This window comes from Streptomyces sp. NPDC058051 (assembly GCF_042885475.1).
Classification (GTDB): Bacteria; Actinomycetota; Actinomycetes; order Streptomycetales; family Streptomycetaceae; genus Streptomyces.
The window spans coordinates 1-12,238 of record NZ_JBHVRW010000024.1 but is presented as its reverse complement, the minus strand read 5'-3'; the positions used below and the strand labels follow the sequence as shown (position 1 = coordinate 12,238).

General features: G+C 71.4%; 11 protein-coding genes and 1 pseudogene. 1 reads left to right on the top strand and 11 read right to left on the bottom strand.

Annotated elements, in window-relative coordinates:
* Nucleotides 1-5: 5 nt before the first annotated feature.
* From ACFVUT_RS29440 to ACFVUT_RS29390, 11 genes are all read right to left on the bottom strand, one after another.
* Nucleotides 6-1,964 (bottom strand): putative baseplate assembly protein, encoded by a 1,959-nt coding sequence (locus tag ACFVUT_RS29440; RefSeq protein ID WP_389657448.1) that lies wholly within the window; start codon nt 1,962-1,964, stop codon nt 6-8.
* Nucleotides 1,961-2,374: a GPW/gp25 family protein gene (locus ACFVUT_RS29435; protein ID WP_389657451.1), complete on the bottom strand. Its 414-nt coding sequence runs from the start codon at nt 2,372-2,374 to the stop codon at nt 1,961-1,963. The genes ACFVUT_RS29440 and ACFVUT_RS29435 overlap by 4 nt, the downstream gene beginning before the upstream one ends.
* Before the next feature lie 6 nt (nt 2,375-2,380).
* The gene (locus ACFVUT_RS29430; protein WP_389657454.1) at nt 2,381-2,674 is read right to left on the bottom strand and encodes a PAAR domain-containing protein; all 294 of its coding nucleotides are present in this window, start codon (nt 2,672-2,674) and stop codon (nt 2,381-2,383) included.
* A 36-nt stretch (nt 2,675-2,710) separates the two neighbouring features.
* A complete protein-coding gene (locus ACFVUT_RS29425) occupies nt 2,711-4,780 on the bottom strand; it encodes a VgrG-related protein (protein ID WP_389657457.1) in 2,070 nt (689 codons plus the stop codon).
* Nucleotides 4,780-5,583, bottom strand: coding sequence for a peptidase M23 (locus ACFVUT_RS29420; protein ID WP_389657459.1), 804 nt, complete (start codon nt 5,581-5,583; stop codon nt 4,780-4,782). Before ACFVUT_RS29420 ends, ACFVUT_RS29425 begins: the two co-directional genes overlap by 1 nt.
* A 5-nt stretch (nt 5,584-5,588) precedes the next feature.
* Nucleotides 5,589-6,026 carry a phage tail protein gene (locus ACFVUT_RS29415; protein WP_093549687.1) on the bottom strand — a complete coding sequence of 146 codons (438 nt, stop codon included), beginning with the start codon at nt 6,024-6,026 and terminating at the stop codon, nt 5,589-5,591.
* Between the two features lie 211 nt (nt 6,027-6,237).
* A complete protein-coding gene (locus ACFVUT_RS29410) occupies nt 6,238-8,037 on the bottom strand; it encodes a hypothetical protein (RefSeq protein WP_389657463.1) in 1,800 nt (599 codons plus the stop codon).
* A 29-nt stretch (nt 8,038-8,066) separates the two neighbouring features.
* Nucleotides 8,067-8,210, bottom strand: coding sequence for a DUF6760 family protein (locus tag ACFVUT_RS29405; protein WP_093896703.1), 144 nt, complete (start codon nt 8,208-8,210; stop codon nt 8,067-8,069).
* Complete coding sequence (locus tag ACFVUT_RS29400) at nt 8,207-8,677, bottom strand: hypothetical protein (RefSeq protein ID WP_389657466.1); 471 nt, start codon at nt 8,675-8,677, stop codon at nt 8,207-8,209. Before ACFVUT_RS29400 ends, ACFVUT_RS29405 begins: the two co-directional genes overlap by 4 nt.
* Nucleotides 8,677-9,120, bottom strand: coding sequence for a phage tail protein (locus ACFVUT_RS29395; RefSeq protein ID WP_389657470.1), 444 nt, complete (start codon nt 9,118-9,120; stop codon nt 8,677-8,679). Before ACFVUT_RS29395 ends, ACFVUT_RS29400 begins: the two co-directional genes overlap by 1 nt.
* A gap of 182 nt (nt 9,121-9,302) precedes the next feature.
* Nucleotides 9,303-10,853, bottom strand: a complete 1,551-nt coding sequence (locus ACFVUT_RS29390) for a phage tail sheath family protein (RefSeq protein ID WP_389657472.1) — start codon at nt 10,851-10,853, stop codon at nt 9,303-9,305.
* 570 nt (nt 10,854-11,423) lie between these two features.
* On the opposite strand from ACFVUT_RS29390, the pseudogene ACFVUT_RS29385 reads away from it, so the two are divergent.
* Nucleotides 11,424-12,238: pseudogene (locus tag ACFVUT_RS29385) on the top strand (hypothetical protein); the annotation flags it as partial.

The window sequence follows — 12,238 nt, the reverse complement described above, 5'->3', positions numbered from 1 at the left end:
GGCGGTCAGGCCTCCCGTACCCGGAGCTGGTGCTCGTAGCTGAAGACCAGTGCGTGCCGGTCCAGTGCGATCTTGGTGGTGGGTTCGCCGCGCTCCCCGGTCACCGGGTCCGCGGGGAAGAGACGTACGTCCTCCACCAGATCCAGCCCCGGCACCTGCTGCAGCACGGCGAACGCCTCGCCCGACTGGATCGGCCGGCCGAACGGCCAGCCCTCGCCCCCGGGCCCGCCGCTCAGCGGGTTGAAGTAGCGGTAAAGGGCCTCCAGGGCCTCCTCCCGCACCCGTTCCAGCACGGCACCCCTGCGGGCCTGCACCGAGGCGACCACGGTGACACCCTGGTAGTAGGGCGGTTCGACCACCAACCGGGCGCCGATGGGCCGCCGTTCGTCGAGATGGCCGGCGATCAGCGCGAGGGTGTGCTGCGGCGGGATGAGTTCGTCGAACTGGATCCGGCCCTGTTCGTCGCTGCGTCCCGCCGGTACGACGAGCAGCCGCACCCCGCCCGCCTCGACGTCCGAGTCCCCGCCGGCCGGGATGCACTGCACCCGGGACGCGTCGGGTGCGACCTCGCGGGCCAGCAGTTCGTAGTCGTGCGGGACGACGGCCCGGTGCAGGGTCCGCAGCGTCATCGGTCCGCGTACGCGTGCGCTGTCCACCGTCTCGCCGTCGACTCCGCCGAGCGCGGGGCGCCGGTTCTCCACCCGGGCCACGTACGGGATCGCGCTGCGCAGTACCTTGAGCGTGGAGCGGGCGACATTGCCGCGCAGCCCGCCCCCCGTGCGGTACGCGCGCACACGCACGGCGGCGCCCTTCGGTGGAACCGCCCCGTAGTAGCGGATGGAGCCGTCCCGCTCCCGTACCGCCGGGCCGAACTCGACCCGGCCCGAGTTGGGGTCGAGCGTGATGTGCCGGTCGTCGGGGCCGGAGTGCGCGAAGTCGTCGACCCGGGTCCACTCCGTGCTGTGCGGGCCGCCCGCCGGATCCGCGACCTCGACGACGAAGTCGCCCGGCACGACGGGCGGACGGCTCACCGTGAGGGTCTGCCCGGGCACGCCCTCGGCCGCGCCGAGCACCTCGTCGGTCACGGTCTCGGCGTGCACGGCACCGACGGTGGCACCGATGGTGAACGCCGTGATCCGGCGCACCACCGGGGACGCCATGTAGGTGGGCTGCCCGGGAGCTGCCTCCACCAGGCGGCAGCGCAGCCAGCCGCCGGTCCGGCGCACGACGACGGCCGGGGTGTGCCCCTCCGGAAGGTGCAGGATCAGCTCTCCCGACCGGTTGAAGCCGCCCGTGTCGTCCTTCTCGACCTCGCAGGCCGTCCAGGCGCTGCCGTCCCACGCCTCCCAGAGCAGCGGCGGTCGCAACGGGTCGACACCGACGCCCTCGACCGCGCAGTCCAGCCGCAGCACGACGACGCCCGAGGGCACCGCGGCCGACAGCCCGACGTAGAGGGCGTCGCCGGGCGCGGGCGCGGTGTCGAAGCAGGGGACGGGCCGGCCGAGCGCGAGTTCCTCGGTACGGTCGACGGCGTCGCCGGACGCCGGCCAGGCGGCGAGATGGGCGAACTCGCAGGGCACGACGGCCAGTTCGCGGCCGGTCGTGAACACCACCGCCTCCTCGGTCTCCGTACGGACGGTCGCCACCTCCGTACCGGCCTTCACCCGCACCGGTTCGGGCTGCGGAGCGGACAGCCGGAACGTCACGTCGGTGTGGGCCGCCGTGGGCGGGTGGAGCCGCACCCCGATCAGGTCGAGGAAGGTCAGGTAGCTCTTCTCCGGAACCCGGTTCACCCGGTAGACGAGCTGGTCGACCATGGTCGCGAAGGCTTCGATGAGGGTCACGCCGGGGTCCGACACGTTGTGGTCGGTCCACTCGGGGCAGCGCTGCTGGACGAGCCGTTTGGCCTCGTCGACCAGGCCCTGGAAGCGGCGGTCGTCCAGATGCGGGCTGGGCAGCGTCACGCGCCGTCCACCTCCTCGTGCTGCGGGATCACATAGAACGGGAAGACCAGGTTCCGGGGGTCGTTGGCGCCCAGGACGGTGTAGCCGATGTCGATGTACAGAACCCCGTTGTCGACCTCGTCGAACCGGACCGCCACCTCGGTGACCTCGATCCGCGGCTCCCACCGGTCCAGGGCCAGACGTACCTCGTACGCGAGCTGCCCGGCCGTGCCCGCGTCCGCCGGGGCGAACACGTAGTCGTTGATCGCGCAGCCGAACTCCGGTCGCATGGGCCGCTCGCCCGGCGACGTCGCCAGGATCAGCCGGATCGACTCCTCCAGCTCGTGCTCGCCGCGCACCAGGGCGATGGAACCGGTGGCATCCGTACGCGGGGGGAACGCCCAGCCCGCACCGATGAACTGCTGCGCCATGGATGTTCAGCCTCCGATCAGCACCGTCGGGCAACCGGACACGATGGGTGCGCCGCAGGCTGCCATGTCCCCGACGCGTGCGGCGGGCTGCCCGCCGATCAGCACCGTGGTGCTGCCGGGCGGCACGATCGCGGACGGCGGGTGGACCGCGGGCGGCGGCATCGCGCACAGGTGCGGGGTGCCGACGGTGGCGGCGGGGAGGCCGCCGATGAGCACGGTCGGGACACCGGGCGGCCCGACCGTGCCGGGGTGTCCGGTGGGGTCGCCGACCCGTGCGGCCGGCGCCGCGGTTGCTGGCATGGGACTCCGTTCCTCTCGCTCGGCGCGTCCGCGCCGTCAGTTGATGCGCACCAGAGGTGCGTTGATGGCCAGTGAGCTGCCGCCCTTGATGTCCGTCCGCTGCGTTCCGTCGACCGTGACCTGGGCTCCCTGGACGTTGACCGTGCCGCCGGTGGAGAGCTTGACCTCGCCGTTCCCGCCGTCGACCCGCACTCCGCTGCGGGACGTCAACGTGACGCTGTCGCCGCTCAGTTCGAGCGTTCCCTGCCCGCCGTCCAGCGCGACACCGTTGGCCGCCTTGATGGACACCTGCTGCTTGGCCTCGATGTTCACGCTGCCGTCGCTGTTGATCACGATCACGGTGCCCCTGCGGTCGAGATCGATCTTCAGTTTTCCGTCGCCCGTGAGGAGACGTACGCCCTGCGGCCCGTTGGCGCCGTCCAGCAGTTCCAGTTGGTTTCCGCTCTTGGAGGCGATCGAACGCCGGTTGACCGCCCCGGTGGTCGGGTCGACCAGCTCACCTCCCTGAGCGGGTTCCGCACCGGACGCCGCCGCGGGCGCCGCCGCACCGGGCCCACCGGCCGGCGCACCCACGGACGCACCGGCTCCGGGACCGGCTCCGACTCCGGGACCGGGACCGGCTCCGGGATCGGAAGCGCCACCGGCCCCCGCACCCGCACCCGCACCACCGCTGCCACCACCGCTGCCGCCGCCACCGCTGCCCTGGGACGGCCGGTCCTTCCCGTTGTACAGACCGGCGAGGACGTACGGCCGGTCCAGGTGCCCGTGCTCGAATCCCACCAGGACCTCGTCCCCGACCTCCGGGATGAACGCCTCGCCGCCACTCGTCCCGCCCGACTGCGCCGTGCGCGCCCAGTCGCTCGCGTACTCGTCCGACAGCCACGGGAACCGCACCTTGACCCGGCCCGAGCCTTCCGGGTCGTGGGTGTCCGTGACCGTCCCGTTGACCAGGCCCACGCAGCGCGAACCGCCGCCGGCCCCCGCTCCGGACCCCCCGGACCCCGGCCCTCCGCCGGTCAGTCCGAACAGCGAACGCTCCTGCTGTCCGGAGACGGTGAGCCAGGTCTCGTACCCGCGCACCGGGTCGAAGACGTGCCGCGACGACGTGACCGTGTACCGCCCCTCGAACGGCGCGCCCACCGCGTTGAGCGCCACCGCGCTGCCTGCCCGCACCTCCGGGTTGCCCCGGATCACCGCCTCCAGCTCCGCGAACGATCCCGCGATCCGCTCCGCCAGGGCCTTCGCCGCCTGGTCCACCTGTGCCTGCGCCCCGTACGCCGCGTCCGTGACCACGAAACGCGCCTCGCCGAAGGGTGCGGACACCTCGGCCGCGCTCACCCCCAGCTCCAGCGTCACCGACTTCCCCGCGGGTGCCCGCCCCACGATCGGCTGCTTCGTCTTGACGTCCCAGCCGCGCACCTCGACCTCGGAGACCTGCTCCGCGGACGACACCCCGGCCCTGCAGCGGAGCAGATTGCTGCCCATCTCCAGGACCAGGGGATCCCGTTCGGCCCGCGCCGAGCCGTCGGGCGCACCGCTCGCCTCCGCGGGCCTGGTGATGTGCAACTGCCCGTCGAGGACGTACGCCTGCGCGCCCGCCTCCTCCGCGAGGTCGCGCACGAACTCCCAGTCCGTGACGTTGGGCTGGGCGATGTGTTCGAGCACCGGGCCGGCCACGTCCACCGTCCCCGGTTTCAGTCCGGCGCGCTGGGCCACCTGGGCGCAGATGTCCGCGAGCGTCATGTTCTGGTAGCTGGCCACCCGGCGCCCCCGGAACAGCCGGTGCGACTCGTCGAGCCCGCGCACGACGGTGAACGTGCCGGTGTCGTCGAGCTCCACCTCCAGGGCCGTGACCACTCCCTTCAGCAGCGGCTTCGGCGCCGTGTCACCGCCCGCGCGGGCCAGTAGCCGGGCCTCGCTGCCGATCTTCAGCCCGGTCTGCTCCAGCAGCACCCTGTCCGGATCGCGGAACCGCAGAAAGAACAGGTCGGGAAGCGTCCGGCTGTCGTCGACGTACCCCTCGACGAGCGTGTTCACGAACCTGGGCGGCAACGGCCGGCCGCCGAACTCCACCACCAGCGCCGTCGCGACGCCCGGCTGCGCCATCAGGACCGTCCCCCGCCCCGCTCCTCTTCGAGCCGGTTCAGCTCGTCGAGCGCGGGGAGCAGAAGCTGCCGCCCGGGGGCCAGCCGCATCGGGTCGTCGATCCCGTTCGCCTCCGCGATCACGCGCCAGGCCGCCGGATCGCCGTACTCCCGCTGGGCGAGTGACGGCAGCGAGTCGCCGGCGTCCAGCCGGTGCACCCGGCGGGCCGCGAGAGCGCCCGAGGTGGGGTTCTGCCCCGGGGTGTCGCCGCTGATCTCCTCCATCGTGACCTGGCAGACGGCCCGGATCGGCACACCGGATGTGGTGAACAGGGTGTACTTCGCCTGCACCTGGCTCACATAGCCGGGGAATCCGGTCAGCCCGCCCCAGTGGAAGACCACCCACGGCGGCGACGAACGCTGCTGCTGACGGGTCTCGTTCGTCGGCACGCAGCACGCGAACAGCTGCTCCACCGAGGTCACCACCCGGGTGTCCTGGGTGTCGCTGGCGTCGAAGAACATCTCCACCGTGAGCTTGCTGGGCTGCGGGCCCTGATACTCCGGCGGCCCCGAGCTCTTGGCGCCCTTGGCCGGACTCCGCTTCCAGGACGCGGCCTTGGTGAGGCTCAGCTCCTTGGGATTGAACTGGAAGTCGATCCGTCCGCACGGGCCACCGGGTGTGAGGCCGCCGCCGGTCGGCGGTGTCCGCAGTTCCAGATAGGCGTGCTCCAGCTTGGGCCTGGCCGAAGCGCCCCGGCCCGCCTTCGCCGCGGACGCGCCGGAGGTGCCGGCCGCACTGAACGCGATAGGACCCGCACCACTCACGGCTCTCAGCCCTCCATCACATAGCCGTGATGGGCGATCTCGATCGTCTCCATCGCGACCTTGGGCGATTCGGGGGTGAAGGACGGGCCGGTCCAGCGGACGGGCACGACCTCCAGCAGCCCCCACTGGGCCACCTTCTGCCCGTCCCCGGTGCGCGCCTCGATGTGCGCCGTCTTGCGACTGAACCCGGTCGTCATGGTGGCGAACCAGCGGGCCACCTTCTCGGTCTCCTTGGTCAGCGGCCTGGACAGCTTCACGTTCGAGTACTTCAGGCGGGTCGGCAGCTGCCACAGATGCCCGTTGTTGCCGCCCTCCTCACGTGTTTCGAGCACCACTTCGCAGCCCAGCCCGTCACATGTGTTGAACGACCCGAGTTCGATGTCGTCGATCGTGACGACGAAGCAGACGCTGACGGCGGGGTCGTTGTCCTGGGCGGTGGCCATGGCGCGTACCTCTCACTTCCCTGTGTTGTCGCTGCCGTTCGTCAGTACCGGGTGCTCCGGTCAGTGCCGGGGGCTTTCGTCAGTGCCGGGTGTCTCGTACCGGGTTCTGGTCAGTACCGGGTGTCTCGTACCGGGTTCTGGTCAGTACCGGGTTCTGGTCAGTACCGGGTTCTGGTCAGTACCGGGTTCTGGTCAGTACCGGGTGCTTTCGTCAGTGCCGGGTGTTGATGAGGAATCCCGCTCGTTCGCGTTCCAGCCGCAGGTCCGCTTTGAAGAGCCTGCTGAGCGGTGGGTAGAGGGCACGTACCAGCTCGTCGGTGACGACGGGCGCCGCGCCACCCCCGGGACCGCCACCCTGGCCGGGCGGCCCACCGGGCGCGGCGGCGGCCGGTCCGTGGTCCTCGGCCGCGGGCCCGGGGTCCGGTTCCGGCTCGGCTCCGGGTTCCTGGGGTGGCGGCTCCGGAGGCGGCGGCTCCTCGGTCTGCTCCTCCCGCTGGACGACGGGTGACGCGTGTGCCGGAGAAGGCGAGCCGAACACCACACTGCCGTCCGCCATCCGCTGAGCCACCCCCGCGGCCACGGCGACCGAACCGGCCGTGGCGTAGGAGGGAACACCGGGTGCGGAGGGGACGGAAGACACAGAGGGTGGCGTACGGCTACCGGAACCCGACAGCGAACGGGGCACCGGCGGCCCGCCGACTGCCTGCCGTTGCAGGGCGGGAGGCGGCGCCGGAAGCCCGCCCGGCCCCTCCCCCGAGGGCGCGACGGTACGCTGCAGCGCCCACGGCGCGGGAGGTGCCGCCGTCGCGGACGGCGCTCCCGCGGCGGAGACCCAGCGCACGGGAACGGCATCGGGCTCGGGCCCATGCCCCACGGCGGAACGCTGTACGTCGGCTGCCGTGCCCGCCGCCTCGCCCGTCCCGTGGCTCTCCGTCGACTGGAGCGTCAACGGCCGGTCGGCGAGCAGCGGCACGACCGGAGCAGCGGCGTGCGTGGCCGGCGGCGCGGGGATGGGCGCGGGCCCGGTCCGCTGGACAGCCGGGGCGCCGGACGAAGACGCGGACGAGGGCGCGGACATGGACGAGTCCGCAGACGGGTGCGTGGACGCGGGCTCCGACGACGGCGGGAGCAGCGGATCGTCACCGAGCAGCGGCGCTGTGGGCACGTCCTCGGCGGGAAACGGCTCCGGCGCCACGGCCGCCTCCTGGGCCTCAGTCGACTCAGAGGCCCCGGGTGTTCCGTCTGCCCCACCGTCCTCCGCGCCCCAACCGGCCGGATCCCCTCCTGCCGCCGGCTCCGTCAGCGTCTTCGGGACGGCGGAGGCGGCCTGCCGCTGTGCCGTCGGCGGCAGCGCGGGCAGGGGCGCGCCGAGACCGGGCATCCGCCGGGCCCGCTCGGAGGCCGGAGGCGTCACCGCGCGCTGAACGTCAAAGGACGCGGGCGTGGACGGTGCCGTTGCCGCCGGCGGCTGTTGCTGTTGCTCTTGCTCCTGCTGCGGAACCGAGGCCGGTACGAAGGTCTGCTCGCCCACCAGATGGCGTACCGGCAACTCCGCCACGCCGGCCGACTCACCGGCCGAGGTCATCACGGGCACGCCTCCGGTCCCACGCTGCACGGGAACGGACCCCACCGCAGTCGCGGACAGGGGTAGGGCCCTGCCCCGTACCGGCATGTCCACCGTTCGCTCCGCGGACCGCTGCACCGGAGGCGTCCGATCCACCGGTGCCGGGTCGGTGATCCCGTGCACGAGCCCGGTGGGTGCGTCCGGGCTGACCAGATGCCCAAGGGGTGTGCCGAGTGCGGTGTCCTGCCGGGTGGAGAGCGATCCCTGGAACCCTGTGGGATCGATGACCAGGTCCTGACTGCCCAACACCCGCTGTATGGGCGGCAGTTCCGCCGGATCGACCCGCTCGCGCCGGGCGGCGTGCGGAGCCTCGGCTGCCGTGGCGGTCTCCGCGCCCGTGCCCGTCTCCGTACGCCCGCCGCCGCGCAGCCAGGACATCAAGCCCATGGATTCTCCCGCCCCTTCCGCGCTCTTCGCTACTGCCCGTTGAGGCGAGCGATCTGTGCGACGAACCTCAGTCGTTCCGGGTGTTCCAGGTCCAGCAGCTCATCGAGCGGCCAGTGGAAGTGGTAGGCCAGGTACGCGACCTCCTCGTAGAGCAGGTCGGCCGCGTACGTCACGATTCCCCCAGGCGGCCACCGGCGAGGTTCACCGCGAACTCCTCCTGGCAGGACGGGCAGGTGACGGCGGCGCGGGTGTGGCCCTCGGCGTTGATCCGCCGGTAGAAGTCCTGCAGAAAGGCGAGGTCGGAAGCGAACAGGTCCTCGATGATGCCGGGGTGGATGTCGTCGATCGTGCCGATCCGGGTGACAACCCTGGCGATGAGTACGACCGAGAGGTACGCGGAGTTCTCGCGCACCCGGTCGTCCCGCAACGGCACGAGTTCGTCGCGGGCCGTCGCGAGCCGCATGACTCCCGTACGGTGCACGACGCCCGCGTCGTCGACGTACCCGCGCGGCAGATCGAAGGTGAACTCGGTGCGCAGGGTGTCCCGTTGGACCGCTGCCCCGCCTTCACCGGCCGCCGTCCGTCCCTCCGGCCGCGGGGGATCCGCGACGGGCGCCGGGGCCTGTGCCGTGCGTCGCATCAGTCGACTTCCATGCTCTCGTAGGTGATCGCGAGCTTTTCCGTCAGGACCGAGGTGTCACCGGCCTTGAGCGTGCCGATTTCGAGCGACTTCGGCCAGGCGTTGATGAGCTTGTAGCGCTTGATGGCGACGCCCTCGTGGTCGTACACGATGACGGCACCGTTGCGGCGCGCCGCGGTCATCCGGCCGAACCGGGAGTCCTTGATCCACCGCTCGAAGCTGTTGTCCTCGGTGAGACCCCGGGTCACGGTCACCTCACCGGCCTTCGGACGGCCCGGGAGCTTCTTGATGGCGTAGCGGCCGTCGGCGGTGTTCTGCTTCAACTCGATGACGTCCTGCTCCATCTTCAGACCACTGACCTCGGTGATCTGCTTGATGAGGACGCTGTCGAATTCGAGGCCGAAGGTGGCCCCGATGATGCTGTCGAGATCGGGAAGTGGCACAACAGGCTCCTTTACTGCTCTTGCCGCTTTGGCCGCCCTTACCGGTTTTGCCGCTCTTACCGCCCTTACCGCCCTTACCGGCCCTGCCGGTCTTGCCGGCCCTGCCGGCCCTGCCGGCCCTGCCGGTCAGAGGCCCGCGGGACGTCCGGAGAACTGCTCGGCCCCGGTCCCCCGCGGGCGGGCTATTCGTCGACGCCGCCGGTGCCCCCGGTCAGCTGGGAGAGGCGGAAGACCACGAACTCGGCCGGTTTGACCGGTGCCACCCCGATCTCGCAGATGACCTGACCTGCGTCGATGCTTTCCGGCGGGTTGGTCTCACGGTCGCACTTGACGTAGAACGCCTCTTCCGGAGTGAGCCCGAACAGTGCCCCCTTGCGCCACTCGTTGACCAGGAACGCCGAGACCGTGCGCCGGATACGGGCCCACAGGGCGTCGTCGTTCGGTTCGAAGACGACCCACTGCGTACCGGCGAGGATCGACTCCTCCAGGTAGTTGAAGAGGCGCCGGACGTTCAGATAGCGCCAGGCCGGGTCCGATGCCAGCGTGCGCGCCCCCCAGATCCGGATGCCGCGCCCGGGGAAGGACCGGATGCAGTTCAGCCCGATCGGGTTGAGCAGATCGTGCTCGCCCTTGGTCAGCTGGGTCTGGAGGGCGACCGCCCCTCGTACGACCTCGTTGGCGGGCGCCTTGTGCACACCGCGCGACTCGTCGTTGCGGGCCCAGACCCCGGCGATGTGGCCGCTCGGCGGGACCAGTTGCGCGCGCCCGGACGACGGGTCGGCGACCCGGATCCAGGGGTAGTAGAGCGTGGCGTACTTGGAGTCGAAGTTGGCCCGGCCGGTGCGCCAGGCGCGGATCTGCTGCGGGCTGAGTCCGGGCGGCGGGTCGAGGATGGCGACGCGGTCGCCCATCAGCTCGCAGTGGGTGATCAGCCCCTGCTGCACGGCGACGACCGACTCCAGGTCCAACAGCCCCCGTTCGTACGCGCTCATCAGGTCCGGCACGGCGATCGTGGTGACCTCTTCGACGGCTTCGAGCCCGCCGAGACCGGTCCGGCGGTCGGCGTCGCCGACGTACACCTCGGAGGTCAGCGCCCCGGCTCCGGGTGCGGCAGGTGCCGCGGGGGCCAGGGTCACGGACTGCGGACCGGGCCTGGCGGGTGCGGCACCGCGCCCGGATTCCCGAATCTCGATGAGTTCCGACGTGGCGTTGACCCGGGTGGCGACGTTCTCCTTACTGCGTTTGGTCGTGACGCTCGGGTACGTCTCCGCGACCTTCCCGTCCCGCTTCACGATCAACTGGAAGACGTCGGAAGGCGGATCGTCCCCATCCACCTCGGCCACTTCGACGGTGATCTCGCCGGCCGCACCGGGGCGGGGCTTCACCGCGTACGGCCCGAGCTGCGTCTCCGATCCGGCGGGCAGCTGCCCGGCGGTCCCGCCGCTCCCGTCCTCGGCAGGGTCCTCGGTGCCGTCTCCGATGCGCACCACGTAGCAGACACCGCCGCCGTTGGAGAAGAACCCGTAGACGGCGGAGGCGAGATACGTGCCGTCGACGAAGTCGCCGAACGTGCTGACGAACTGGCTCCAGTTCGTGATCAGCGTCGGCTCGTCGAACGGGCCCTTCTGGGCGAAGCCGACGAAGGCGGCGACCGAGGTGCCCACCCCTTCGATCGGCCGGGATCCGGACTCGATCTCTTCGACGTAGACGCCCGGGGACAGATACGACGGCATGTGAGTCTCTCCTTGGCCGGGGAACGCCCGCAATTCTCGCGACAGCCGCGATCACCGGGAACGGACGCACGGCCGCCCTGCCGTGCACCGGCCGCTGCCCGATCAGGCAACGCCGTCACGCCGTACGACCCAGGGGACGCTGCCCACGGTCGCGTCCCGGCGCGCTGCGTGCGCGATCCTCCGCCGCCGCACTCTGGGACGGCGGCAGAGCCATGCGCGTCGAATGTCGAGTGTCGCGGGCCGGCTCTCCGGAGAAGTGGTGGGCCGGGAGGGCGGATGAAGGCGGTTCCGGAGAAGGACGCTGCCTCCGCGCCCGGCCGTGGAGACACACCTCGTCGTGATGACGTGGCGGGCGGGCTCGATGTGTCTCGTTCGCGTGAGCCTTCGTCGCAGCAGCGGGGGGATGTGCGTCCGGCGGGTGATCGTCCGGGTCCTGATCGGCGGGGTCTGCAGCGGTTGCAGCGGGCGGCGGGGAATGCGGCGGTGTCGCGTCTGGTCGCGCAGCGGTATACGGCTCCGGTGAAGCCTGCTGCGGCGCAGGCGCCGGGGTTTCGGAAGGTGAAGGCGGATGTGGCGGCGAAGAAGCTTCGCCTGGCCCACCATGCCCCGGCCGCCGCGGAGTCGAAGTCGGCGCAGGATGCGGCGGTCGCACCTCCCGATGACAGGGAGGCGCAGGGCAAGGCGGCCAACGCGGAGAAGATGAACGCGGCGAAGCCGGGCGAGTTCAACAAGCAGGCGTTCATCGACGCGGTGAACAAGGCGATCGACGCGCAGGCGCCGAAGAACCTCGATCAGGCGGACAAGTTCTCCAAGTCCGGCAAGGCCGACAAGATCAAGGACGAGGTCGACGGGAAGGTCACCGACGGCAAGGAGTCCTCGTCCAAGGACATCGACACGGCGACCAAGGCGCCGCCGGACACGTCGGCGGCCAAGGACAAACCCGTCACCCCGATGACCCCCGACCAGCCGCCGCCCAACCCGGGCGCCCCTTCCGCCACGGACGCCATCCCGGAGAAGCAGCCCGCCTCCGTAACAGACTTCTCCCAGGGCCCCGCCGAGAACGACCAGGCGATGGCGGACGCGGAGGTCACCGAGGAACAGCTCGCCAAGGGCAACGAGCCGGAGTTCGACCAGGCCCTGTCCGCGAAGAAGACCGCCGAGAGCGATTCGGCGAAGGCCCCCGCCAAGGGCAGGGCGGCCGAGAGTCAGCAGCTGGCCTCGGCGAAGGCGGGTGCGGCGGCGTCCGGAGCCCAGGCCATGAACGCCCTGACCGCGACGCGTGCTTCGGCCGGCAAGCAGGTCGACGGCGGGAAGGGCGAGACGAAGTCGAAGGACGAGAAGCGGCGGGCCGAGGTCACCGCGAAGCTCCAGAAGGTCTACGACGG

What these genes read in the sequence shown, in the direction of transcription:
- ACFVUT_RS29435 (WP_389657451.1), bottom strand. Translation starts at nt 2,374, where the DNA reads ATGGCGCAGCAGTTCATCGGTGCGGGCTGGGCGTTCCCCCCGCGTACG.
- ACFVUT_RS29430 (WP_389657454.1), bottom strand. Translation starts at nt 2,674, where the DNA reads ATGCCAGCAACCGCGGCGCCGGCCGCACGGGTCGGCGACCCCACCGGA.
- ACFVUT_RS29400 (WP_389657466.1), bottom strand. Translation starts at nt 8,677, where the DNA reads ATGCGACGCACGGCACAGGCCCCGGCGCCCGTCGCGGATCCCCCGCGG.
- ACFVUT_RS29415 (WP_093549687.1), bottom strand. Translation starts at nt 6,026, where the DNA reads ATGGCCACCGCCCAGGACAACGACCCCGCCGTCAGCGTCTGCTTCGTC.
- ACFVUT_RS29390 (WP_389657472.1), bottom strand. Translation starts at nt 10,853, where the DNA reads ATGCCGTCGTATCTGTCCCCGGGCGTCTACGTCGAAGAGATCGAGTCC.
- ACFVUT_RS29425 (WP_389657457.1), bottom strand. Translation starts at nt 4,780, where the DNA reads ATGGCGCAGCCGGGCGTCGCGACGGCGCTGGTGGTGGAGTTCGGCGGC.
- ACFVUT_RS29410 (WP_389657463.1), bottom strand. Translation starts at nt 8,037, where the DNA reads ATGGGCTTGATGTCCTGGCTGCGCGGCGGCGGGCGTACGGAGACGGGC.